The organism is Pseudonocardia sp. DxW, from assembly GCF_058448985.1.
In genome coordinates this window covers 433,697-457,618 of record NZ_JBZFLK010000002.1, presented here as the reverse complement: position 1 = coordinate 457,618, position 23,922 = coordinate 433,697, and the positions used below count along the sequence as shown (strand labels likewise).

General features: G+C 76.1%; 18 protein-coding genes. 6 read left to right on the top strand and 12 right to left on the bottom strand.

Features of this window, described 5'->3' with window-relative positions:
- Positions 1-37: 37 nt before the first annotated feature.
- The 11 genes from ACVJO7_RS04870 to ACVJO7_RS04820 all read right to left on the bottom strand — a co-directional run bounded on the left by ACVJO7_RS04870 (position 38) and on the right by ACVJO7_RS04820 (position 16,914).
- A complete protein-coding gene (locus tag ACVJO7_RS04870; protein ID WP_491671894.1) occupies positions 38-2,341 on the bottom strand; it encodes an AAA family ATPase in 2,304 nt (767 codons plus the stop codon).
- Positions 2,338-5,985, bottom strand: coding sequence for a UvrD-helicase domain-containing protein (locus tag ACVJO7_RS04865; RefSeq protein ID WP_491671893.1), 3,648 nt, complete (start codon positions 5,983-5,985; stop codon positions 2,338-2,340). Before ACVJO7_RS04865 ends, ACVJO7_RS04870 begins: the two co-directional genes overlap by 4 nt.
- Positions 5,982-9,383 (bottom strand): exodeoxyribonuclease V subunit gamma, encoded by a 3,402-nt coding sequence (gene recC, locus ACVJO7_RS04860; RefSeq protein ID WP_491671892.1) that lies wholly within the window; start codon positions 9,381-9,383, stop codon positions 5,982-5,984. The genes ACVJO7_RS04865 and recC overlap by 4 nt, the downstream gene beginning before the upstream one ends.
- A gap of 47 nt (positions 9,384-9,430) precedes the next feature.
- On the bottom strand, positions 9,431-10,846 hold the full coding sequence (locus ACVJO7_RS04855) for an SDR family NAD(P)-dependent oxidoreductase (RefSeq protein WP_344025334.1): 1,416 nt from the start codon (positions 10,844-10,846) through the stop codon (positions 9,431-9,433).
- A gap of 16 nt (positions 10,847-10,862) precedes the next feature.
- Complete coding sequence (locus ACVJO7_RS04850; RefSeq protein WP_491671891.1) at positions 10,863-11,537, bottom strand: biliverdin-producing heme oxygenase; 675 nt, start codon at positions 11,535-11,537, stop codon at positions 10,863-10,865.
- A 90-nt stretch (positions 11,538-11,627) separates the two neighbouring features.
- Positions 11,628-12,236 (bottom strand): TetR/AcrR family transcriptional regulator, encoded by a 609-nt coding sequence (locus tag ACVJO7_RS04845; RefSeq protein ID WP_344025330.1) that lies wholly within the window; start codon positions 12,234-12,236, stop codon positions 11,628-11,630.
- 51 nt (positions 12,237-12,287) lie between these two features.
- Positions 12,288-12,773 carry a peroxiredoxin gene (locus tag ACVJO7_RS04840; protein ID WP_344025328.1) on the bottom strand — a complete coding sequence of 162 codons (486 nt, stop codon included), beginning with the start codon at positions 12,771-12,773 and terminating at the stop codon, positions 12,288-12,290.
- A 39-nt stretch (positions 12,774-12,812) separates the two neighbouring features.
- Entirely contained in the window at positions 12,813-13,145 is a 333-nt protein-coding gene (locus ACVJO7_RS04835) for a hypothetical protein (protein ID WP_491671890.1), read from the bottom strand.
- Positions 13,135-14,301 carry a PucR family transcriptional regulator gene (locus ACVJO7_RS04830; protein WP_491671889.1) on the bottom strand — a complete coding sequence of 389 codons (1,167 nt, stop codon included), beginning with the start codon at positions 14,299-14,301 and terminating at the stop codon, positions 13,135-13,137. Before ACVJO7_RS04830 ends, ACVJO7_RS04835 begins: the two co-directional genes overlap by 11 nt.
- A gap of 68 nt (positions 14,302-14,369) precedes the next feature.
- The gene (locus ACVJO7_RS04825; RefSeq protein WP_491671888.1) at positions 14,370-14,831 is read right to left on the bottom strand and encodes a GreA/GreB family elongation factor; all 462 of its coding nucleotides are present in this window, start codon (positions 14,829-14,831) and stop codon (positions 14,370-14,372) included.
- Between the two features lie 190 nt (positions 14,832-15,021).
- Positions 15,022-16,914, bottom strand: coding sequence for a primary-amine oxidase (locus ACVJO7_RS04820; protein WP_491671887.1), 1,893 nt, complete (start codon positions 16,912-16,914; stop codon positions 15,022-15,024).
- A 297-nt stretch (positions 16,915-17,211) separates the two neighbouring features.
- Here ACVJO7_RS04820 and ACVJO7_RS04815 point away from each other — a divergent pair, with 297 nt between their 5' ends.
- Both ACVJO7_RS04815 and ACVJO7_RS04810 read left to right on the top strand, forming a co-directional pair.
- On the top strand, positions 17,212-18,621 hold the full coding sequence (locus tag ACVJO7_RS04815) for an APC family permease (RefSeq protein WP_491671886.1): 1,410 nt from the start codon (positions 17,212-17,214) through the stop codon (positions 18,619-18,621).
- On the top strand, positions 18,618-19,364 hold the full coding sequence (locus ACVJO7_RS04810) for an IclR family transcriptional regulator (protein WP_491671885.1): 747 nt from the start codon (positions 18,618-18,620) through the stop codon (positions 19,362-19,364). Before ACVJO7_RS04815 ends, ACVJO7_RS04810 begins: the two co-directional genes overlap by 4 nt.
- A gap of 5 nt (positions 19,365-19,369) precedes the next feature.
- Here the strand turns inward: ACVJO7_RS04810 and ACVJO7_RS04805 are convergent, their stop codons facing one another.
- Positions 19,370-19,747 (bottom strand): DUF6319 family protein, encoded by a 378-nt coding sequence (locus tag ACVJO7_RS04805; protein ID WP_344025312.1) that lies wholly within the window; start codon positions 19,745-19,747, stop codon positions 19,370-19,372.
- A gap of 181 nt (positions 19,748-19,928) precedes the next feature.
- Between ACVJO7_RS04805 and ACVJO7_RS04800 the strand changes: the two genes are divergently transcribed.
- Genes ACVJO7_RS04800 through ACVJO7_RS04785 form a run of 4 tightly spaced genes read left to right on the top strand, consistent with a single transcriptional unit; the run spans position 19,929 to position 23,903 of the window.
- Positions 19,929-20,972 (top strand): Ldh family oxidoreductase, encoded by a 1,044-nt coding sequence (locus ACVJO7_RS04800; protein WP_344025309.1) that lies wholly within the window; start codon positions 19,929-19,931, stop codon positions 20,970-20,972.
- Positions 20,973-21,010: 38 nt separating this feature from the next.
- Positions 21,011-22,042, top strand: a complete 1,032-nt coding sequence (dctP, locus tag ACVJO7_RS04795) for a TRAP transporter substrate-binding protein DctP (protein ID WP_344025307.1) — start codon at positions 21,011-21,013, stop codon at positions 22,040-22,042.
- Positions 22,039-22,626, top strand: a complete 588-nt coding sequence (locus ACVJO7_RS04790) for a TRAP transporter small permease (protein ID WP_344025305.1) — start codon at positions 22,039-22,041, stop codon at positions 22,624-22,626. The genes dctP and ACVJO7_RS04790 overlap by 4 nt, the downstream gene beginning before the upstream one ends.
- The gene (locus tag ACVJO7_RS04785) at positions 22,623-23,903 is read left to right on the top strand and encodes a TRAP transporter large permease (RefSeq protein WP_491671884.1); all 1,281 of its coding nucleotides are present in this window, start codon (positions 22,623-22,625) and stop codon (positions 23,901-23,903) included. Before ACVJO7_RS04790 ends, ACVJO7_RS04785 begins: the two co-directional genes overlap by 4 nt.
- The last annotated feature ends 19 nt before the right edge of the window (positions 23,904-23,922 follow it).

Genomic DNA, 23,922 nt, shown 5'->3' with positions numbered 1-23,922 from the left:
CACCACCGGCGCCCGGCCGCACTGCCTTTCGCCACGGTCAGATGTCGGCGAGGCGCAGCCGCAGGCCGCTGGCCCGGCCGGCGGGACGGGCGATCGCGGCCCGGACAGCGGCCTCGGTGCCGATGATCCGCACCTGCTCCTTGGCGCGGGTGACCGCGGTGTAGAGCAGCTCGCGGGTCATCAGCGGGGAGTCGGCCGGCGGCAGGACGACGGTCACCCGCCGGAACTGGCTGCCCTGGCTGCGGTGCACGGTCATCGCGTAGACGGTGCCGACGCCACCGAGGCGGGCCGGTTCGAACGCGGCCGGTGAGCCCTCGCGCACGAACACCGCCCGGCGCCCCTCACCGGTCCGGACGACGACGCCGGTGTCACCGTTGAACAGGCCCAGGTCGTAGTCGTTCGCGGTGACCAGCAGCGGCCGGCCGGGGAACCACGGTGCCTCCGCGTCGTACCCGGGGCGGGCGGCGGACAGCCACCGTTCGACCTCCGCGGTCCAGCGCGCGACGCCGTACGGGCCGCGGCGGTGCCCGCAGAGCAACCGGTGGTCGTCGAGCACCCGCAGCGCCGACGTGACGTCGCCCGACTCGGCGGCGCCGATCAGGTCGACGGCCGCCTGGACGACCTGCGAGCGCAGCGGGGCCAGCCGCTCGGGGGCGATCTCGGCCGGGTCCGCCGCGACGAACGACAGCTCCGCCGGTGTCCCGGCGAGCAGTGCCATCGCCCGGTCGCCGTCGCCGGCCTGGACGGCGGCCGCGAACGCGGCGATCGCGCCGCTGAACCGCCAGTTCCGCTGCAGCCGGACGACGCCGTTGCGCACCACGACGGGCTCGCCGGCCACACCGGAACCGGGCTCACCGGTGGCGGCGGGCGCGCGGGTGCCGGGTTCCCCGGTTGCGCCGGCGGCCGGCCTGCCGGGCTCGCCGGGAGCGCGGGTGCCGGGCTCGCCGGGTGCGCCGGCGGCCGGCCTGCCGGGCTCGCCGGGAGCGCGGGTGCCGGGCTCGCCGGGTGCGCCGGCGGCCGGTCGGCCGGGGGCGTCGGGCTCGTCGGAGCCGGGCCTGCTCGCGGCGCCCGCGCCGGTGTCGGCAGCAGCGGCATCGGTGTCGGCTGTGGCGTCGGCTGCTGTGGCGCCGGTGTCGGCTGTGGCGTCGGTGGCTGTGGCGCCGGCGTCGGCTGTGGTGTCGGTGTCCGTGCGGCGGACCGGGCGCTCGGCCCGGAACGCGCCGCAGCGTTCCAGCGCCTCCTGCAGCTCCGGCTCGACCCGGCCGGGTGCCTCGGCGAGATCCCCGAGCACGGCGCCGGCCTCCACCGACGCGAGCTGCTCGGGATCGCCCACCAGCACCAGCCGGGCGTCCGGGCGGACCGCCTCCAGCAGCCGCGCCATCATCGTCAGCGACACCATCGACGTCTCGTCGACGACAACCACGTCGTGCGGGAGCCGGTTGCCGCGATGGTGCCGGAACCGGCCGGACGCGCCCCGCGAGCCGAGCAGCCGGTGCAGCGTGGAGGCCGTCGTGCCCTCGACCGCGATCCGGTCGCCGGGCGGCATCCGGACGACCGCGTCGGCGACCGACTGGGTGAGCCGGGCCGCGGCCTTCCCGGTGGGGGCGGCCAGCGCGACCCGCAGCGTCGGCCGGCCGGGGCGGTCGGCGTGCAGGTCGTGCAGGACGGCGAGCAGCCGGGCGACGGTCGTCGTCTTGCCGGTGCCCGGACCACCGGCGATGACGCTGACCGGGCGCAGTGCGGCGACGGCGGCGGCGAGCCGCTGGCGTTCGGCGCCGGGATCGTCGAGCAGCCGGTCCAGCGCGGCGCGCAGCCGCGGCGGGGGCACGTCGGCGACCGGGCCGGAGCGGGCGGCGAACTCGCGGCGCACCAGCTCCTCCTCCTGCCAGTACCGCTCCAGGTAGAGCAGGTCGCCGAGCAGCCGCAGCGGCCGCCCGGCCGGGCCGGCCTCGCCGTCGGCGACCAGCGGGCTGGCCGCGCAGGCCGCCCGCCACGCGCCCGGCTCGGGCCACGGCAGCCCGGACACGTCGACCGCGATCTCGCCCTCGCCGGCGGTGGTCGTCGCGACCTTCCCGAGATCGACGCAGACCGACCCGTTGCGGATCGCGCGCACCGCCAGCGCGGCGGCGAGCACCACCGGCTCGGGTTCCGCGGCCGCCGGGTCGGGGGCGCCGACCGGGTCGCCGCGGCCGCCGAGCCGGGCCAGCCGGCGTGCGACGTGCACGTCGCCGGGGGCGAGCACGTCTGCCTCGTTGAACGTGGCGAGCACCCCGGCCGCGGTCCGCGCGGCCCGCGGGCCGTACGGGTCGCGCTCGGGTGCCGCGGTCAGCCCGGTCGTCATGCGCCGCCTCCGTCCAGCAGCTCGGACAGGTCCTCGACCAGCGCGGCCGGTGGCCGCCAGGCGAACACTCCGCACGGCGCGGCCAGCGGGCCGTCGCCGGTGACCGGGGTCGCCGGCCCGCACATGCCGCGCAGGAACAGGTAGCCGACGCCGCCCAGGTGAGTCTCCGGGTCGTAGTCGGGCAGCCGCCAGCGCAGGAACCGGTGCAGCGCGACCGCGTAGAGCAGCGCCTGCAGCGGGTAGTGCGCGTCGCTCATCGCCTCGGCCAGCCGGCCCGCGGTGTAGTGCGCCGCGGTGAGCGGCTCCCGGCCGGCCGCGCCGATCGGGCCGAGCCAGTTCGTCTTGTAGTCGACGACCAGGTAGCGGCCGTCGACCCGCAGCACCGAGTCGATGCTGCCGGTCAGGTAGCCGCGCAGCGCCTGCCCGGCCAGGTCGGGGCCGTCCAGCCGGTCGGCGTAGCCGTGCAGCGGGTCGCCCGGCCCGATCCGGCGCCGGATCGCCGACGCCAGCCCGGCCAGGGTCAGCCGGCCGGTCGGGGTGTCGCCACCGCACAACGGAAGCTCGAAGTCGAGCTCGGAGAGCCGGTCGGCCGGGGCGACGTCGGCGAGTGCCCGGCCGGACGCGAGCGGGCCGAGCGGGGTGCGCAGCACCGGGACCAGGGCGTCGGCCAGCGCCTCGGGATCGACGTCGGCGGGCTGGCGGGCCAGCTCGGCGGTGACGTGCGCGACCAGCTCGGCGCGCAGCGCCTCGTCGCCGTCCGCGGCGACGGTCGTGTCCAGGTGCTCCAGGACGGCGTGCACCAGGGTGCCGAAGCCGGCACCCATCGGGAGGTCCGCCATCGGCGACGGCACGCCGGCCGGATCGGGCCCGGACGACGGCGCCGCGCCGGCCGCCGGCGCAGCGGCATCGGGCCCGGCGGCGGGCCCCGGAACCGCGGCATCGGGCACGCCGCCGATCTGCGGCGCAGCGGCATCGGGCGCGGCGGCGCTCGCCGGCACTGTGGCACCGGGCGCGGCGGCGCTCGCCGGCACCGTGGCGCCGGGCGCGGCGCCGATCCCCGGTGCGGCGGCGTCGGGCACGGCTGCCGGGCGCACCGGCGACCCGGCCGGGTCCGGCTCGTCGCGGATCCCCTCGGTCTCGGGCTCGCTGAGCACCCCGGGCGTGACCGCGGGCTCCTCGTCCGGCTCGTCGCCGAGCGGGATCCGGTGCGCGGCGTGCGCGGCCGCGGTGAGCGCGGTGTAGGAGGTGCGCCGCCACGCGGTGTCCAGGCCGCGGCGGAACTCGGCGGCCGCGGGCCGCTCGTCGTCCGGGTCGGCGGGCCGGCGCACCGGCTCGCGGTCGTGCAGGGTCTCCACGGCCGCGCCGCCGCCGTCGAGCCGCTCCCGCAGGTACTGCAGCGCCACCGCGTCGCCGGGGACCTTCGCGGTGCCGGCCGGTTCGGCGCCGGGCCCGCCGTGCCCGAACAGGATCCGGTGCAGCGACGACGCGGCGGTGGTGGTCGCGGGCACCCACCAGGCGACGACCTGGCTGCACGCCCGGGTCAGCGCGACGTAGAGCAGCCGCAGGTCCTCGCCGGCCTCCTCAGCCTGGTGCAGCGCGGTGCGGCCGGGCCGGTCCGGGCCGGTCGACCCGCCGACGTCGAGCAGCCGGCGCGGCCCGCCGCCGGGGCCGGTGTCGTGGTAGAGCAGCGGATCGGGGCTGTCGTTGACCCACCGGTCCCAGGCGAACGGCAGGTAGACGACCGGGAACTCGAGCCCCTTCGACCGGTGCACGGTGACGATCTGGACGGCGTCGGCGTCGGACTCGAGGCGCCGGCTGCGCTCGGCGGAGGTGTCCCGGGCGGCCTCGCCGATCCGGTGCCGCAGCCACTCGGTGAGCGCGGTCGGGCCGAGATGGCGCTCCAGCGCGGCCGAGTGCAGCACCTGGCCGACGTGCCGCAGGTCGGTGAGGTCGCGCTCGCCGTCCGGCCGGGACAGCAGCCTGCGGGCCGGGGCGTACCGGGCGAACACCGCCTCGGCGAGCGCGGCGACCCCGCGCTCGGCGAGCACCGCGTGCCAGCTGCGCAGGTCGGCGCCGAGCGCGTCGACCAGCCGGTCGGCGTCGGCCCCGCACAGGTCGGCGACGGTGTGCCCGACGAACCGGGTGAGGGCCGCCGCCCGCAGCCGCAGCGTGCGCTGCGGCTGCTCGACGGCCTCCAGCAGGGTCAGCCAGTCGGCGGCCGCCGGGGTGGTGAACACGCTGGTGCTGCCGGTGAGCACGGCGGGGACACCGGCCTCGGCGCAGGCGTCGCGGACCAGGACGCCCTGCGCGTTCGTCCGGACCAGGACGGCGACCTGGCCGGGCCGCAGCGGCGCCCCGTCGTAGGTCGCGGGGCCGGCCAGCAGCTCCGACAGGTCGACGGCGACGTCCCGGGCGACGACCTTCCGGGCGCCCGGCGCCCGGCCCAGCTGCCGCCCGGTCAGGTCGAGCCGGTCCCGGTCGACCAGCCGCAGCCGCAGCGGCGCGTCCCGCGGCGCGCCCAGCCTGCCCGCGGTGTGGTGCGCGTCGACCGGGTGCACGACGATCTCTGGGTCGCCCAGCGTCGCCTCCCCGAACACCTTCTCCAGCGCGCCGAGCAGGGCGCGGTCGCTGCGCCGGTTGGTGGCCAGCGTGCGCCGGTCGGTGGCGGCGGCCGCGGCCTGCAGGTAGCTGTGCACGTCGGCCCCGCGGAACGCGTAGATCGCCTGTTTGGGGTCGCCGATCAGGACCAGTGTGGTGCCGGGCGCGGAGTGGAAGGCCAGCGAGAGGATCTCCCACTGCAGCGGGTCGGTGTCCTGGAACTCGTCGACCAGCACCACCGAGAACCGGGACCGCAGCCGCTCCCGGGCGGCCGGGCCGCGCAGCGGGTCGCGCAGCGCCTGGGCCAGCCGGGTCAGCATGTCGTCGTAGCTGTAGATCCGCAGCCGCCGCTTGCGGGCGTCGACCTCGCGCCGGACGGCGGTGGCGAAGCCGTGCCGGACGGCCGCGTCCGAGCGCGGATCGGCGTCCCGGGGTTCCAGCTCGGCCTGCGGGTCGGCGACCGCGCGGCGGGCCAGGGTGAGCGCCTCGGCGCGGGTGAAGGCGGGCCGTCCGGCGTCGGGGTTCGCGTACTTGCGGACGTAGAAGTCGTCGACGACCTCGGTGACGACGTCGTCGACGTGTTCGACGAACTCGGCCTCCGGGTCGTTGTCGCCGGCCACCCCGAGCCCGGCCAGCATCTGCATGCAGAACTGGTGGGTGGTGGCGATGGTGGCCGCGTCGAACGACGCCGACGCCTCCGCCAGCCGGGCCCGCCGCCGCTCGACGACGGCCGGGTCGCCCGCGGCGAGCAGCGCGACCACCGGGTCCCCGGCGGGTGCGGCCCCGCCGTCGAGCACCGCGGCCAGTGCCCGCTCGGTGCCGACCAGCCGCTCCCGGACCCGCTCGCGCAGCTCCTGGGTGGCGTCCCGGCCGAAGGTGACCAGCATCAGCCGGTCCAGCCCGGCGACGCCCTCGGCCACGTAGCGGGTGGCGAGCGCGGCGATCGTGTACGTCTTGCCGGTGCCGGCGCTGGCCTCCAGCACGACGGTGCCCTCGGGCAGCGGCCCGTCGACGGCGAAGGTCGGGGCGGAGAGAACCGCGGTCACGGCGCGTCCTGCCTCTCGTGGTCGAGCAGCGGGGCCCACACCCGGGTCGCGAGCGCGCCGAACCGGGTGGGCTCGGCACCGGCACCGGGCTCGTCGCGCAGCAGCAGCGGGGCGGCCGGTCCGCGGACGAAGGTGTGTGCGGCCTCGTCGCGCTCGAACCGGGACCACTCGGCGTCCGCCGCGGCCAGCGCGTTCGCCGGGGTGACCCCGCGGGACCGGTTGCGGGCGTAGACGGCGGCCGCGTCGGTCGGCAGCGGCAGTGGTTCGCGCAGCCCCTCCCGGCGCAGCGCCACCAGATCGGCCAGCACGCGGCGGGCCAGCTCCGGATCGACCGGCCCGAGCGTGGACCGGGCCGGGCCGCCGCCACCCCGGCCGATGGTCACCGCCGTCCAGCGGCGGTCCGGGTGCGCGGCGGTCAGCGCCAGCAGCTGCACCCAGGCGCGGAGCCGCTGCCGGGCCTTGAGCCGCGAGTACCCCACCCGCACGACGACGTCGCCGTGCAGCCCGGGGACGGTGCCGGTCACCGTGGCCCCGTCCAGCTCGGCCACCAGGTCCTGGGAGGTCGCCTCCCCGGTGCGGACCGCGGCGGCCAGCGCGACCAGCGGCTCCACCCGGCCGCCGACGTCGGTCAGCACCCGCCGCCCGATGCCGCCCGGCGGCAGGTCGCCGCGCAGCGTCTCGGCCCGGGCGACGGCCTGCGGCGGCGCCCCGGCGAGCCGGTCGGTGAGCAGCCGTTCCCCGATCCGCCAGCTGCCGAGACCGTCGAGCTCGACCGGCAGCGCGTCGTCGGGCTCGGCGTTCTCCTGCGGTGGCAGCACCCGCACCCGCTGCCGCAGGAACGCCCGCACCGGGTGCTCGACGAACGCGACCAGGTCGTCGAGCTCCACCGGGTTCCCGGTGTCCTCCGGGGCGGGCAGCGGTCCGGGCGGGAACAGCGGCACCGCGGCCCGCGGACCGGCGGCCATCTCGGCGCCGCCCAGCGCGGCCCGGTCGAAGCTGAACGGCCCGTCGGCGAGCAGCGCGCCGGGCCGGAAGTTCCGCCGGTCGAACGGCTGCAGCGGATGCCGGGCACGCAGCGCGCCGGACGCGGCCACCGGCGGGTCGCCGGGGACCTGTACGCAGGCGTCGATCGCGTCGCACAGCTCGCCGACCGGCACCGACGGCGGCCGCTGCGCGCCGGTCCGCTCGTCGGCCCCGGAGCTCACCACGACCAGGGCCGAGGTGGCCGAGCAGATCGCGTCGAGCAGCAGCTGGCGGTCCTCGCCACGCGGGTCCCGCTCGCCGACCACCGGATCGCGGGCGAGCACGTCGTCGCCGTCCGGGGCGCCGGCCCGGGGGAACACGCCGTCGTCGCAGCCGAGCAGGCAGACCACCTTGTGCGGGACGGCGCGCATCGGGACCAGGGTGGCGACGGTGAGCGTGCCGGTCCGGAAGTTCGCCCGGCTCGGCCTGCCACGCAACCGCTCCGCGAGCAGACCGCGCACGTCGGGCAGGTCGAGGTCGACGGTGTCGGCCTGCGGTCCGGCCGAGTGCAGCACGTCGGCCAGCTCCGCGCGGGCCTGCCCGGCCTGCCAGGCGTCGGCCGGTGCGGTGTCGGTGAGCGCGGACAGGGCCTCGGTGAGTGCGGCGACCCAGGCCGACAGCGGCTGCGGCTCGCGCAGCGCGGCGAGCGCGGTCGCCAGCCGGTCCACGATCTCGGCCAGCCTGCCGACCAGGTCGACGTCGGAGGAGTCGACCTCGTCGAGCGGGAGCGCGCTGCCCAGCCAGGCCGGCGCGCCCGGCGTCTCGGCCATCGCGACGCCGACCAGCAGCCGGTCCAGCCCGGCCCGCCAGGTGTTCTGCTCGATCCCGTCGAGCCGGTAGGGGGCGCGGTGCGCGGCGTCCAGCCCCCAGCGCACGCCGGCGGCGGTGACCAGCTCGGAGATCCGCTCCAGCGCGTCGTCGTCGAGCCGGAACCGGCGGCGGACCGGGCCGGACGCGATCAGGTCGAGCACCTGGGACGCGGTCAGCCGGGACCCGGCGAGCTCCAGCAGGGTGGACACCGTGCCCAGCAGCGGATTGGCCTGGCGTAGCGCCCGGTCGGCCAGCCGGACCCGCAGCAGGTGCCCGGGATGCAGCTCGTCGCACGACGGCCCGGCCCCCTCGCCCGCGGCGCCGGGCTCCGGGGCCAGCCCGAACGACGCCGTGATCAGCGGCGCGAACACCTCGATGTCCGGGCACATCACGATGATGTCGCGCGGTTCCAGCCCCGGATCGGCGGCCAGCAGCCCCAGCAGCACCTCGCGCAGCACCTCGACCTGCCGGTCCGGGCCGTGACAGGAGTGCAGCACGATGCTGCGGTCAGCGGGATCGAGCGGCGGGCGGTCGGCGGGCCGCGGCGGCGGCGTGTCGTCGCGCAGCGCGCGCTGCACCCGCTGCAGCAGGGTCGGCGGTCCGTCCGGTCCGGCGGCCGGATGGTGGGTGTCGGTGACGCCCGGCCCGGCCGCGGGCAGCCGCAGCGCCAGCTCCCGGACGTCGCGGCCCAGCGAGCGCAGCAGCGGGTTGCGGACCAGCGTGGCGCTGCCGTCGGCGGCGCGGGCTGGCGGATCGGCGGGGCGGGCGGCGCGGACCGCCTCCCACATCGCCGGGGACGGGTGCGGCAGCCACAGGTGCACGTCGCGGTGCGCGGACAGCGCCTCCAGCACGGCGAGGTGCTCGGCGGCGAGCCGGGTCGGCCCGAACAGCGAGATCCGCCCCGGCAGCTCGCCGGGATCGGCCCCGGCGCGCAGCGCGGTGACCGCGTCGGCGAGCCGCTCGGCCGGGCCGGGCGCATCGAGGCCGGACCGCAGCCGCCGCCACAGCTCGGGCTGCCAGGCCAGGTCGGGCGGCACCGCGTCCTCGCCGAGGGCCCACGAGCGCAGCAGCACGGGCCGGTGCGTGGCGTAGGAGCCGAACAGCCCGGCGAGCGCGCGGGCCAGCGCGTAGCGGCGGCCGTGCCCGCCCCGCTCCAGGTGTGCGGCCAGCCCGGCGAACCGCCCGTCGCCGGAGGTGACGGCATCGTCGATCAGCTCGAGCAGCGGCCACACCGCACGCCCCGGGGCCCACGGGTCGGTCTCCGGATCGGTGCCGGTGACCCGGGAGACGACATCGCCGAGCAGGGCGGCCGGGGACGGGAACCGCACGTTGGCGCACACCCCGTCACCGCCACCACCACCGCCACCACCACCGCCGCCGGCACTGCCGCGGGCGCCGAGCCGGTGCGAGAGCCGCTGCGCCAGCCACCGCTCCACCCCGCGCTCGGGGACCGCGACGATCTCCGGTGCGAACGGGTCGGCACCGCCCGGTGCCGGGTCCGCGAGCAGCCCGGCGAGCGCCTCGACGAGGGTGTCCGCGCGTTCGGACCGATGCAGCTCCAGCACGCCCGGCACGGTATCGGCGAGCACCGACAGCGAACGCGCGGCCTACCTCACCAGCGGGACACGCCGTAGTCCTTCAGGAACACGCCGTAGAGGTCCTCGCCGCGCTCACCGGCGACGATCGGGTGGTACACCCGGGCGGCGCCGTCGGACAGGTCCAGCGGTGCGTGGAAGCCCTCCTCGGCCAGCCGCATCCGCATCGGGTGCGGGCGCTCGTCGGTGATCCAGCCGGTGTCCACCGAGGTCATCAGGATCCGGTCGGTCGTGAACATCTCCCCGGCGCTGGTCCGGGTCAGCATGTTCAGCGCGGCCTTCGCCATGTTCGTGTGCGGATGGCCGGGCCCCTTGTAGCCGCGCCCGAACACACCCTCCATCGCGGACACGTTCACCACGTACTTGCGGTGCGGGCCGGCCGCGGCCATCGCCGGCCGCAGCCGGGACACCAGCACGAACGGCGCCGTCTGGTTGCACAGCTGCACCTCGAGCAGCTCGACCGGGTCGACGTGCTGGACGTGGTCGACCCAGCTGTTGACGGCGGCGGTGTCGGGCAGCAGCCCGCCCGCGTCCACCGCGGTGCCGGCCGCGATCCGTTCCGGCGACGCCGACCGGGCGGTGACGGCCAGCGCCGCCAGGTCCGCGCCGGGCACCGCCCCGGCGAGCAGCGCCGGGTGCTCGCGCGCCGCGCTGGTGAACGACAGGATCTCCGGCAGCTCGCCGGCCGGCAGCGGCTCGGACTCGGCGGCCTCGATCGCGGCGTAGGAGCCGGGGGAGCGGCGCACCGTCTGCGCCGCGTTGTTGATCAGGATGTCCAGCGGCCCGGCCGCGGCTACCTCGTCGGCCAGTGCGACGACCTGCCCGGGATCGCGCAGGTCCACGCCGACCACGCGGAGCCGGTGCAGCCACTCCGGGCTGTCGGCGAGGGCGGCGAACCGGCGGGCCGCGTCCCGCGGGAACCGGGTGGTGATCGTGAGGTGCGCGCCGTCGCGGAGCAACCGCAGCGCGATGTACATGCCGATCTTGGCGCGGCCGCCGGTGAGCAGCGCCCGGCGGCCGGTCAGGTCGGTGCGGGCGTCCCGGTGTGCGTGGTGCGCGGCCGCGCAGTCCGGGCAGAGCTGGTGGTAGAAGGCGTCGACCACGGTGAACCGGGTCTTGCAGGCGTAGCAGCCGCGGGCCCGGTGCAGCACGCCCGCGGTCGCGCCGCGGGCGGTGGAGACCAGCGGGATGCCCGCCGTCTCGTCGTCGGTCCGGCCGTCGGCACCGGTCGCGGTCGCCGCGGTGACCGCGGCGTCGGACGCCCGCTCGCGCTCCCGCTTCTCGGCCCGCCGGCGCATCCGCACCGACTTCCAGATCCCGGCGGTCGCCCGGCGGACCCGGACCGCGTCCGGGTGCTCGGGCGGCAGCTCGTCGACCTGGGCGAGGACCTTCAACGCCGTCGCGAGTTCGCCGGGGTCGATGCCGCTGCTCACGACCCCAGTCTAGGAGTCACGACGCGAGCGGCTGTTCCAGCCCGACCTCCTCGGCCATCTCGGACAGCACCGCGATGTTCAGCTCGAACCCGAACACCGCCTCGGCGGCCACCCGGGAGCGGGCCGCGGCGTCCCAGCCGGTCGCGTCGAGCAGCTCGCGGTAGCGGGCCCGGAACCGCGGCGGCGCGCCGAGCGCGGTGAAGTCGTAGAAGCGCACGCCGTCGCCGGACAGCCCGTAGGTCCGCTGCAGCAGCTTCCCGATCACCTGGCCGCCGGACAGGTCGCCCAGGTAGCGGATGTAATGGTGGGCGACGAACCGCTCCGGATCGGTCGCCGCGGTGCGCAGCCGGTCCACGTAGCGGGTGGTGGCGGGCAGGATCCGCGGGACGCCGCTGCCCAGCGCGTCCAGGTCGTCGTGCAGGGCGGGCAGCCGGCGCAGGTCGTCGATCACGAACGGGCCGGCGACCGGGTGCCCGGCCATCGCGTCGGACGCCGCCTCCAGGGCGGTGTAGATCGCGCCGTACTGCTCGGCGAGCAGGGTGTAGGCGTCGAGCGGGAGCGCGCCGTCGAGCAGCGCGGCCATGTAGGTGGAGCGGTGGGCCTGCTCGTGGACCTCGGACGTGGCCTGCCGCAGCTCGGCGGACAGCGTCCCGCCCACCGGCGTACCGGAGATCGGTGTCGTGGCGCTCATCGGCCCTCCCGGACAGCGGGGCGTCACGGCGCCGGATCTGACACCGTGTCAGATCATGATGCTAAGGGCTCGGCGGCGGTAAGGCTAGCCTCAGTCGGATGCCGTCGTCGAGGGGGTGACCATCCGCAGCACCGCGCGCACCGCCGTCTCGACGGTGTCGTCCAGCTCGGCGGCGGGCACCTCGACGATCTTCCGGCTGGACAGGGCGGCCGAGACCAGCCCGGCCAGCACGACCGGGTCGTCGCCGGACATCGAGCCGTCGAGCGCGCCGTCGGTGAGGATGGCGGTCAGCCGGTCGCCGATCGGGTCGGCGTGCGCGGCGATCCGGCGGTACGCCTGCGGGTCCAGCGCGCCGGCCAGCGCCTGGCCGGGCGGCAGGTGGAACTCGGCGAGCCGGCGCAGCTGCATCCGGGCGAAGACGGCGAGCCGGTCCGCGGGGGAGCGGGCGCCGGCCAGCGCGGCGTCCAGGTCGGCGACGTAGCGGGCGGCCTCGGCCTCGACGAACGCGACGAGCAGGGCCTGCCGGTCCGGGAAGTGGTTGTACATCGCCGACCGGCCGACGCCGGCCGCGGCGGCGACGCCGGACAGCGTCACCGACTCGAAGCCGCGACCGTAGAGCTGCTCGCGCAGCGCGCCGAACACGCGCTCGCGGACCTGCTCGCGATGCGTCGCGAGCGAACCCCCGATCACCTTCGGCACGCGGGCCAGTCTAGGCCCGCGTGCCGGGGACCGGGTGCGGCCGGAGGAGATTCAGAGCTGCTTGAGCACCGACTCGACGCCGGACACGTCGACCGAGGACGGGACGTCCTCGACGCCGATCCACTGCACCACGCCGTCCTTGAGGATCGCGGCGTAGCGCTTCGAGCGGGTGCCGAGGCCGAACTTCGAGCCGTCCATGTCCAGGCCGGCGGCGGCGGCGAACTCGGCGTTGCCGTCGGCGAGCATGAGCACGGCGTCGCCGACGTTGCGGGACTCGGCCCACGCGCCGAGCACGAACGCGTCGTTGGCCGCGGTACAGGCGACGGTGTCGACGCCCTTCTGCTTCAGCTCGTCGGCGCGCAGCACGAAGCCGGGCAGGTGGGTGTCGGAGCAGGCCGGGGTGAACGCCCCGGGTACGCCGAACAGCACGACGGTGCCGCTGCCCAGGACGCTGGCGCTCTGCACCGGCTTCGGGCCGTCGGCGGTCGGGGTCATGAGCTGGACGTCGGGGACGGTGTCCCCTGCGGCGAGTGCCACGGATCCTCCTGTGGATCGGCGATCGGATCGGTACCGACACTAGTGCCCGGGCCCGCACCAGAGCAGTGCCCCGGCCAGGCCGCAGGCCCCGGCCTCGGCGTGGGTGAGCGGGCGGGCGGGGTCCGGGTGGAGCGCCTGCGCGACGACGACCGCGGCCAGCCCGCGCGGGTCCGGGTCCGGCACCCGGTGCCGGGCGCCGTCCGGGCCGACCCAGCCGGTGCGCCCGGTCCAGCCGGCGGAGACCCCGGCGCCCCGCCCGCCCGGCCGCCGGGCCCGCAGCCGGCGCTGCGGGCCGGTGCCCTCGACGACACAGTCCAGCCCGGCGCGCCGGACGATCGAGGCCACCAGCTCCAGATCGGGCTCAGCCCGCATCGCCGGGCCGGAGCTCACGGTCCGGCCAGCCGAGCAGCCGGGCCCCGAGCACGGCGGCGTGCAGGGTGAACCGGTGTCCGGGATCGGTCGGGTCGTGGCCGGTCAGCTCCGCGATCCGCTCCAGCCGGTAGGAGACGGCGCGCACCGACAGGTGCAGCCGGCGGGCCGTCTCGGCGACCACACAGCCGGTGCCGAACCAGGTCTCCAGGGTGTCCAGCAGCGGCGCGGCGCCGCCGCGGGCCCGCGCCAGCGGCACGGCGACGGTCTGCACGAGGTCGGTGATGGCCGGCTGGTCACGCAGCAGCACCCGGTAGACCAGCATGTCCTCGGCCCGTAGCACCGGCGCCGGCAGCCGCAGCCGGCCCGCCGTGGTCAGTGCCTCCCTGGCCTCCTCGTAGGAGCGGGCGATCCCGTAGGACCCGGGGTGCGCGCGGCCCACCGCCACCCGCCACCCGGCACCGCGCCCGGTGCGGGTCAGCTCGCCGTGCAGCAGTCCGCCGAGCTCACCGGCGCCGGTGCCGGCCGGGGCGATGACGACGATCCGTCCGTCCTTGGTGGCGACCAGCACGTCCCGGTCGCCGACCCCGCGCACGACGGCGCGTTCCAGGGCGGCCGGTACGGACTCCACCCGGGCCGGGCGGCCGTCCGGCGCGGCCAGCGCGACCTGGTGCGGCCGGCCCAGGTCCATCCCGAACGGCTCGGCCCGTCCGACCAGCCCGCCGGCGTCGCCGTCGCCACGCAGCAGGTCCTCGATCAGCTCCCGGCGCAGCGTCTCCTCGTGGCGCACCAGGTCCCGGCGGGCAGCGGTGTAGCCGTCGGCGAGCCCGGCCACCGCCAGGTCCACCGCCCGCATGACCGCCTCCGCGGCGTTCGCCGTGGTCCCGGCGTCCCGGAAGTGCGCGGTCGGCGGGAGCTCCCGCCACAACCGCCAGGCGGCCGACAGGTACAGCTGCACCGCGTTCCCCGCGCTGACCCCCAGTTCGGCGGCCCGGGCCCCGTTGCGTCGCACCGCGTCGAGCTCGGGGTCCGAGGGCAGCCTGCCGGACGCCGCGGCGTCGGCCAGCACCCGCAGGAAGTCGCCGAGCAGCTCGGGCGGGACACCGCCCGCCCCGCGCCCGGCATCGTCGGCGACCCGGCGCAGCCACCCCTCCGGCACCGGTGCGTCCGGCCGCCGGACACCGTTGCGACTCTCGGCCCGTCCGCTGTCGTACACGGTGCGTCGGTTCAGTGCTCGAAGGGCACGGCGCGGAGTAGCGTGCACCCGGCCCGCCCGCCGTCGGGGAGCCGGTACCGGACGGCGTCGCCCTGCTGCGCGCCGTGCAGCGCGCGACCGAGCGGGGAGTCCGGCGAGCAGATCATGGTCCCGTCGGGCCGGATCCGGTTCTCGTCGTGCGAGAGCAGGAAGGTCTCGGTCTCGCCGTCGTCGTAGCGCACGGTGACGGCCATGCCGGGCTCGGCGACGCCGTCGTCGGGCGGCCGGTCGCCGACCACCGGATCGCGCAGCAGCTCCTGCAGCCGCCGGATCCGCTGCTCGCGGTCGCGCTCCCCGGCACCCGGTCCGTCCGGACCGTCGTGCTCGCGGCCCTCGGCCGGGGCCACCGCCTCCCGCTGCTGCAGCAACGACTGCAGCTCGGCACGCAGCTCCTGGTGGCTCCGCTCGGTCAGCCAGACCCGGGTCACGCTCATCGTCCGCTCCTCGTACGCCGGGGTGCGGCGATGTGCCGGACCCCCCGCAGGGAGACCTACCACGAGCGGCACCGGACGCCGATCTCGTTGCCGGGGCCCGGCAGGCCGGGACGCCCGGACGTTGCCCGGGACGACCGTGCCGGGGGCCCGCCGGGACGCCCGCGGATGGGCGTCCCGGCGGGCGCACCGGTCAGTGGCAGCCCTTGGTCTCCGCCGCGGGCACGTCCAGCGCCGGATTGCGGTCGAAGAACCCGGCCGGCTTGAGGGTGAACCCGGTGTAGTCGACCGGCATCACCGGCCAGTCCTCCGGCCGCGGGAAGTGGGTCAGCCCGAAGGTGTGCCACAGCACGACGTCCTGCCCGTCGATCTCGCGATCGGCCGCCACGTAGGCGGGCAGCCCGGCCCCGCCCGGGTTCTGGTTGACGAAGTCGCCCGCCGAGTAGCGCTCCGCCGGGTCGTAGCGGGTCACCCACAGCGCCTTGGACGCGAACGTCGCCCGCGCATGGATCGACGACGCCTCGTCGGCCAGCAGGGTCGGCTGCCCGAGCGGGTGCAGCACGTACCCGACGGGCCGGCCGAGCCCGTTCGTCTTCTCGGTGTTGACGACGTGCCAGACCCGCCCGGTGCCCGGCGAGGCGTCCCGGGCGGCCGTCGACTCCCGGGTCAGCCGGGTCGCCGAGCGGCCGAACGCGTTGCCGTGGGGATTGCCCTCGCCCATCGGGACCCGCACCGCCTCCACCTCCTCGACCGCGTTCGCGAGCCCGTCGACGGTCATGTCGAGGCGGGCCGAGAACAGGTGCTGGTGGTAGGGGGCGCCGAGGCCGGGCGCGACCTCGGTGGCGTACTCGCCGGGCGTGCCGGAGGTGAACACGATGCCGGTCGCCTTGCACTCCAGCTCGATCGTACCGTCGAGGTAGAGGTACCAGTAGAAGCCGTAGTCGTAGTTGCCGATCGGGGTGAAGAACGAGATGACCAGCCGGCGCTGGCGGCGCACCTCGCGGGAGCCGGTGAAGATGTCGGTGTGCTTCCAGAGGACGCCGTAGTCCTCCTCGTGCATGCAGATCGCGTTCCGGATGGTCTTCGGGTTGCCCAGGTCGTCGGCGATGGTGGCGTCGACGTAGTGGATGTCGCCGAGGCAGTCGCAGCCCAGCTGCAGCGAGTCGGCGTAGCGGGCGAACATGTACTCGCCGCAGTCGAAGTAGTTCTGCCAGAACCGGACCGGCGCCGGATCGGCGTAGGGCACCACCATCTCGGCGACCGACGCGCGATAGCAGATCGGGCGGTCGTCGAAGGCGATCTGGTGCAGGGTCAGGCCCTCGCGCTCGTTGAACCCGATCCGCAGGTCCCACTTGCCCCAGCGCACCCGGCCGTGGTCGACGGTGAACGACCGGCCCTCCGGCTGGGTGATCTCGATCGGCCGCAGCGAGTCCAGCGGCGGGCCCTGGACGGCCGGGTCGTCGAAGTTCCCGCTGGTCGCGGGCACCGGCACCACGCCGGTGTCGATCACCCGGTCGACCGTGCGGGCGGTGAGGTCGATGTAGGCGACGAGCCCGTCGACCGGATGTGCCCAGGCGTGGTCGGCCTCGTGGTCCTGCCGGAAGCCGAACGCCCTGGCCATCCGCCGGCCGGTCTCCTCCGGGTAGTCGTAGACGCCGGCGGACAGCGGCACCGCGCGCACCGTGGCCGGCTTGATCCCGCGCTTCTCCAGCGCGGCGAGCCAGTCCGGGGAGGCGTTGAGGACGTCCTCGATGAACTCGAACTCCGAGTCGATGATCGGCGGCTGGCCGTCCCGCGCGGGCTCCAGCTCGCGCGAGGAGACCAGCTCGCCCGCGGTCACCGACACCACGGTGTCCCAGGACCGGCCGGTGGACAGGTCCAGCAGCACCGCGCGGAACCGGCGGTCGGCCGGACCGCCGGCGAGCACCTCGTCCTTCGGGGGCTCCTCGGGCGCGAAGAACGCGTACCGGACGTGCTCGGTGAGCAGTCCGGCCGCGTCGAGCACCTCCCGGACGGCGGACACCTCGGTCTCGGTGGTCATCCCCAGCGGGTGCCCGGTCGCGGTCCGTGGCTGGACGGCGGTCATCGGATCTCCTCGTGTCGGGCGGTGCCGGGGCCGCGACGTCATCGGCCGGCCGTCGGCGTGGGTACGAACGGGACCGGAGGGTCACGTGCCCGACCGACCGGCACAACTGCCCGTCCCGAGTGGTGCGAATCACCCTGCCATCCGTTCCCGCCGCGTGGGAACCGCTGTGTCGATTTTCTCGTTCGGGTCATCGCTGCTGGTCACGGCACTGTGACCGGAGGTTAGGGTCCGCAGCGGACAATCGTGCGACCGGGCGGCCCGGCGACCGCCGATGATCCGGAGGGGAGAGGTGCCGAGGTGGCGACGCTGCGCGACCGCTCGCCCGTGCACGGGCTGGAACGCCGCAGGCTCGGCCCGGCCGACGTCGTGGCGCAGTCCATCGCGGGTTCGGCCCCGTCGGCGGCGATGGCGGCGACCCCGGTGATCGTCGCCGGGCTGGCCGGACCGTGGACGGTGTGGTCGTTCGTCGCCGCGGCCGTGATCGCGCTGCTGGTCGCCGCGTCGATCGGCCGGTTCACCACCAGGATGGCCGCGCCGGGCGGGCTGTACCCGCTGACCGCGCAGGGCCTCGGATCCGGGCCCGCCTTCGCCGGGGGCGTCGCGGCGGTGCTCGGCTACCTGCTGCTCTGCGCAGCGGCACTGGGCGGGGCGGTGCTGTACCTGCGGCCGCTGCTGGGGGCGGGCCCGGCACAGACCCGGTGGGGCGCGACGGCGGCGGCGGTGCTGTGCGGGCTGATCGTGACGGCGCTGGTGGCCCGCGGGGTGCGGCCGGCCGCGCGGGTGGTGCTGCTCGTGGAGGCGATCGCGGTGGGGGCGCTGGTCGGGGTGTTCGCGCTGCTGCTCGCCGGGGGGCCGCTGCCCGGGCCGGGCGCCGGGCCGCAGCCGGCGATCGGGGCGGCGGGCCTGGTCGCGGGGGTGGTGCCCGCGCTGGCCGCGTTCATCGGGTTCGAGGTGGCGACCTCGCTGGGCGCGGAGACCCGGCGCCCGTTCCGGACGGTGCCGCGGGCGGTGTTCGCGACGGCGGCGGTGACCGGCGTCCTCTACGTCTTCGCGGCCGCGGTGCAGACGAGCGGGTTCGCGGCGGTGCCCGGTGGGCTGGGCGGCCAGGTCCAGCCGGTCCAGGTGCTGGCGACCACCCGCGGCTGGTGGTGGATCCCGCCGGTACTGCACGCCGCGCTGGTGCTCTCCTTCCTGGCCTGTGCGGTCGCGACCGCGACGGCACTGTCGCGGGTGCTGTTCTCGCTGGCCCGCGACGGCGCCGTGCCCGGCGTGCTCGGCCGTACCCACCGCCGGTTCCGCACGCCGCACGTGGCGGTGCTGGCGGCCGTCCCGGCGGCCGCGGCGGCGGTGGCCGTGCCGCTGGCCGCCGGTGTCCCGCCGGAGGTGCTGCTGGTCGGGCTGCTCGGGGCGGCGACCGTCGGGTTCCTGGTCACCTATCTGCTGGTCTGCCTGGCCGCGCCGCTGTTCCTGCGCCGGATCGGGGAGCTCACCCCGGCGGCGGTGGCGACGGCCGCGCTCGCGGTGCCGGCGTTGTTCGCGGCGCTGGTGGCGTTCGTGCTGGCGGCCCCGCTGTCCGGGCTGGTGCTGGCGGTGGCGCTGCCGGCCGGCGCCGGCTGGTCGGTGCTGCAGCGCCGCCGGGGCGATCTGCCCGCGCTCGGCGTGTACGACGAGACCGTCGCCTCCGACGTCTGGCACCGCGTCCGGTGAGCGACCCGCCCCCGATCAGCGGCCGCCAGCCACGCGCCGTGCGGACCGCGCTGGCCGTGCTGGAGGAGGTCGTCGCCGCCGGGCCGGGGGTGACCGCGAAGGAGATCTCCGCGGCGCTGCGGCTGCCGCCGGCGACCACCTACCGGGTGCTGAACCTGCTGGTCGGCGAGGAGTACCTGGTGCGGCTGCCGGACCTGCGCGGGTTCGCGCTCGGCCGGCGTGCGGCACGGCTGGCACCGGTCGGTGTCCCGCGGCTGCCGACGGCGGCCCGCGGGGTGGTCGACCACCTGCGCAGCCGGGTCCGCTGGGGCGTGCACCTGGCCGTGTTCGACGGCGGACGGCTGCACCTGCTCGATCCCGATCCGGATCACCCGCCCAGCGATCCGGACCTGCTGGCCCGGCTGCCGCAGGCCTCGGCGCTGGGCAGATTGCTGCTGGCCGACCAACCGGACTGGCGGGCACTGGTGCGCGAGCTGCGCCCGGTCACCGAGCACACGGTGACCGATCCGGACCGGCTGTCCAGGCTGCTCGACGAGGTCGCCGAGCAGGGCCTGGCCGGCCAGACCGGCGAGCTGCGCCCGGACCGGGGGTGCCTGGCGGCGGCCGTCCGCTCGCCGGCGGACGGCCGCCTGGTGGCCGGGCTGGCGCTGTCCGGCCCGGCCGCCCGGGTGGCCGATCCGGATCCCGAGCTGGTCGCACTGCTGCGCGAGCACGCCGGGTCACTCGGCCCGCTGCTGGGCTGATCCGCTCACTCCTCCAGCGCGGCGAGCGCCTTGCGGGCCTGCTCCAGCTCGGCCTCCAGCTCGGCGACCCGGGCCGCCTTGGCCGACTTCGCGCTCTCGATCACCTCGTCGACCGGCCCGGCCAGGTCGGCGTGCAGGGTGGCGGCGGCCGCGGACACCGCCGACGCGCTCACCGGCAGGCCGCGGGCGACCCAGCTGGAGCCCTGCTTCAGCTCGGCCTGCCACTCGCCGTCGGCGGAGCCGCTGACGGTCAGCGTCATCGTCACCACCCGGGTGGTGCGGGCGGTGGAGGAGCCCTTCGGGCGTCCGCGCCTGCGCTTGGGTGCCTCGTCGCCGGTCACCTGTGTGTCGTCGCCGGTGTCGGCGTCCTGGGTCTCGTCCACGTGCGTCCCCGCTTCCCCTCGACAGTTCCACTGTGGCAGGCCCAAGGGTGCGGTCAGAACAGGTGTTCGACGAGTGCACCCCCGGAGGCCGGGCGACCACGAGATGTGCATACGGGAGGGTTGTCCCGCGACGGCCGATACCTATACCTTCGAGTCGATTCCTATAGGATGAGGTGCAACGGTGCGTCGATTCCCGGTGCCGGAACTGGTCGCGTTCGCGGGGCGGGCACTGACCGCGGTCGATGTCCCGGCCGACGACGCCGAGCTCGTCGGCGACTCGCTGGTGGCGGCCGACCGCCGCGGCATCGGCTCGCACGGCCTGCTGCGCCTCCCGCTGTACGTGCGCACCATCCGGGCCGGCGGGGTCACCGCGCGGGCCCGGCCGCGCTGGCTGCGCGAGCACGGCGCCACCGCCCTGCTCGACGCCGACGGCGGATTGGGGCAGGTCGCGATGGCGGTCGCGGTCGACCGGGCCGCCGCGCTGGCCGGCACGCACGGCGCCGCGGTCGTCGCCGTGCAGGGCAGCTCGCACTACGGGGCAGGCGGCTACTGGACCGACCGGCTCACCGACCGGGGCATGGCCGGTCTGCTGACCTCCACCACCGGCGCCTCGGTGACCCCGTTCGGCGGCGCCCGGCCGGTGCTCGGGACCAACCCGCTGACCGTCGCGGTGCCGAGCTCGGGGGACGGCCCGCTCGCCGTGGACATGGCGACCAGCACCGGCGCCTACGGCAAGGTGGTCGCCGCCCGCGACGAGGGCCGGGAGATCCCGCAGGGCTGGGCGGTCGCCGCCGACGGCAGCCCGACCACCGACCCGGCCGCCGCACTCGGCGGTGCGCTGCTGCCCTTCGGCGGGCCGAAGGGCTCCGGCCTGTCGGTGCTGCTGGAGGTGCTCGCCGCCGGTCTGACCGGGGCGAACTACGCCGACCAGACCGTCGACATGTGGATCGACCCGGGCTCCCGGATGAATGCCGGGCACCTCCTGCTCGCCGTCGACACCGCCGCCTTCACCGGCCGCGCGCACACCGAGGCGCGGGCGGCCGACATGCAGGAACGGGTGCGCTCCGCCGGCCCGCCCGGCGGGGCCGTGCACGCCCCGGGCGATCCGGAGCGGGCGCACCAGCGGCGGACCGGCGACCGGGTCCCGCTCGCCGCACCGACCGTCGACCAGCTCGACCGGATGGCCGCCGAGCTGGGGATCGAGGGCCTCGGCGGGGACACGTAGCAGCGGGAGCACCGGACGACGACGTTCGAGGGAGCGCGATGACGGCTGACCGACGAGGGCGCCTGCGCCGGGCCGGGGCGGGAGCGGCCGTCGTGGCCCTGCTGCTGTCCGGCTGCGGCCTGGGCGGCCCGATCGACGCGAGCGACATCCCGGTGGCGCCGGGCGAACCGGGCGACACCGTGCTGCGGCTGGCGCACGCCTACGACGTCAGCCACCCGGTCGAGCAGTGCGGCACGCCGCTGATCCAGCAGGAGCTGCTCGGCAGCGGGATCACCGTGGAGAGCTACCCCTCGGCGCAGCTCGGCACCGAGGCCGAGTCGCTGGAGCAGGTCGCCGCCGGCGGGCTCGACCTGACCGTGGCCGGGCCGTCGTTCCTGGGGGTCTGGTACGAGCCCGCCGCGGTGCTCGACGGCGCCTACCTGTTCGACGACGTCGGCGAGTTCGTCGCCGCCGTCGAGGGGCCGGTGGTCGCCCGGGTGCACGAGGAGTTCCGCGAGCGCAGCGGGATGCGGGTGCTGTCCAGCTGGTACTACGGCACCCGGCACATCACCGCCGACCGGCCGGTCGAGCGGCCCGAGGACCTGGCCGGGGTCAAGATCCGCACCCCGGACGCTCCGCTGTACCTCACCAACTTCGGGATCATGGGCGGCGCCGCGACGCCGATGGCGCTCGGCGAGGTCTACCTCGCGCTGCAGCAGGGCACCCTGGACGCCCAGGAGAACCCGGTCCCGACCATCTCGTCGTCCGGGTTCCACGAGGTGCAGGACCACCTGAACCTGACCGGGCACATCGTGCAGGGCGTCCACCTGATCACCAACGACGAGCTGAACTCGGCCCTGGAACCGGAGCAGCGGGACCGGCTGGACGCGGCCGCCGCGGCGGCCGGCGAGGCGATCCGGGAGTGCATCCTCGCCGAGGAGACCGGGATCGTCGAGCAGTGGCGGGCCGAGGGCACACTCACCGTCCACGACGTCGACATCGCCCCGTTCGCCGACCGGGTCCGGGCCGAGCTGCCCGGCCGGGTGTCCTGGGGCGCGGTCTACGAGGAGATCCGGGAGTCGGTCCGATGAGCGCCCCGGCCGGTGCGGACCTGCCCGAGGAGGCCCCGGAGGCCCCCGACCTGCTGGAGCGCCGCAGCCGCGGCTACCGGTTCCTGGTCGACGTCGAACGCGTCGTGTCCTGCCTGCTGCTCGCCGGGGTGCTGGTGGCGGTGCTGCTGCAGGTGCTGACCCGCTACGTCTTCGACAGCCCGCTCAGCTGGACCGAGGAGATCGCCCGGTTCCTGCTGGTGTGGCTGACCTTCGTCGCCGCGGGCTACGTGATGTCCCGGCGGCTGCACATCGTCGTCGACCTGCTGGTCGACCGGCTGGGGCGGCGCGCGTCCCGGCTGGTCGACGCGTTCGCCGGGATCGTGGTGCTGACCGCGTCGGCGACCCTGTCCGTCGCCGGGGCGGTGTTCGCGGCCGGCAGCTCCTCGCTGCTGGCGCCGGCCACCGGACTCCCGCTGACCGTCGTCTACGCCGCGGCCGTCGTCGGGTTCGCGCTGGTCGCGCTGCACGGCGCGCTGAACCTCTACGTCGCGCTGCGGCATCCCGAGGAGATGCCCGGCGCCGTCGAGGCGCTCACCGCCGGAGCCCCGAGGAGCATCCCGTGACGCTCGCACTGATGGTGGGCGCGCTGATCGCCCTGCTGCTGCTGCGGGTACCGGTGGCGATCGCGCTGCTGGTCCCGTCGCTGGTCTACGTGGTCGTCGATCCGACGGCGTCGCTGGGCATCGCGGCCCAGCAGACCGTGTCCGGGGTGAACAGTTTCCCGATCCTCGCCGTCCCGATGTTCATCCTGCTGGGCAACCTGGCGAACGTCTCCGGGGTCACCGACAAGCTCTTCGACGCGGCCACCGCGGTCGTCGGGCGGGTCCGCGGTGGCCTGGGCTACGTCAACGTCGGCACCAGCTTCGGCTTCTCCTGGATGAGCGGCGCCGCGATCGCCGACGCTGCGGCGATGGGCCGGGTGCAGGTCCCGGCGATGGTCAAGCGCGGCTACCCGCTGACCTTCAGCGTGGGGATCACCGGCGCGTCCTCGCTGATCGCGCCGCTGATCCCGCCGAGCATCCCGGCGATCATCTACGCGGTCACCGCCGGGCTGTCGGTCGGCGCGCTGTTCATGACCGGGATCGTGCCCGCCCTGCTGCTGGTGCTCACCCTGTGCGCGACGTCGTGGTGGCTGATGCGCAAGCGCTCGGACCTGCGGGAAGAGAGCCTGCCCGCAGCGCAGCGGCTCCGCGCCGTGCTCGGCTCGCTGCCGGCGCTCGGCGCCGCAGTGATCATCCTGGGCGGGATCCTGTCCGGCGTCTTCACCCCGACCGAGGCGTCCGCGCTCGGCGTGGTCTACCTGCTGGTGCTCGCGCTGACCTACCGGGCGCTGGACCTGCGCCGTCTCTACCGGACCCTGCTGCAGACCGTCGAGACCTCCGGCTCGGTGCTCTTCATCGTCGCCTCCGCGGCGCTGTTCGGCTGGGTGCTGGCCCGCGAGCGGGCCCCGCAGCTGGCCGCCGAGCTGATCTTCGGCCTCACCGTGTACCCGATCGTCTTCCTGATCCTGGTCAACCTGCTGTTGTTCGTGGTCGGCGCCATCCTGGAGCCGACCGCGGCGATCCTGATCCTGGTCCCGGTGCTCGCGCCGGTGGCCGAGGTGTTCGGGATCGACCCGCTGCACTTCGCCGCGATCGTGATCTTCAACCTGATGGTCGGGCTGCTCACCCCGCCGGTCGGGTTGGTCGTGTTCGTGCTGGCCAGCGTCACCCGCACGCCGGTGCCGACGGTGATCCGCGGACTGCTGCCGTTCTACGTCGCACTGGTCGCGGTGCTGATCGTCATCACCTACTTCCCGCTGCTGACGACGTGGCTGCCCACGGCGCTCGGCTTTGCCTGACAGATCCCCGCACCGAAGG

Bases quoted from the DNA above. Each gene is read 5' to 3' on its own strand.
- dctP (WP_344025307.1), top strand. From the start codon at position 21,011: ATGACGGCTGACCGACGAGGGCGCCTGCGCCGGGCCGGGGCGGGAGCG.
- ACVJO7_RS04850 (WP_491671891.1), bottom strand. From the start codon at position 11,537: ATGAGCGCCACGACACCGATCTCCGGTACGCCGGTGGGCGGGACGCTG.
- ACVJO7_RS04835 (WP_491671890.1), bottom strand. From the start codon at position 13,145: ATGCGGGCTGAGCCCGATCTGGAGCTGGTGGCCTCGATCGTCCGGCGC.
- ACVJO7_RS04820 (WP_491671887.1), bottom strand. From the start codon at position 16,914: ATGACCGCCGTCCAGCCACGGACCGCGACCGGGCACCCGCTGGGGATG.
- ACVJO7_RS04870 (WP_491671894.1), bottom strand. From the start codon at position 2,341: ATGACGACCGGGCTGACCGCGGCACCCGAGCGCGACCCGTACGGCCCG.
- ACVJO7_RS04790 (WP_344025305.1), top strand. From the start codon at position 22,039: ATGAGCGCCCCGGCCGGTGCGGACCTGCCCGAGGAGGCCCCGGAGGCC.
- ACVJO7_RS04825 (WP_491671888.1), bottom strand. From the start codon at position 14,831: ATGAGCGTGACCCGGGTCTGGCTGACCGAGCGGAGCCACCAGGAGCTG.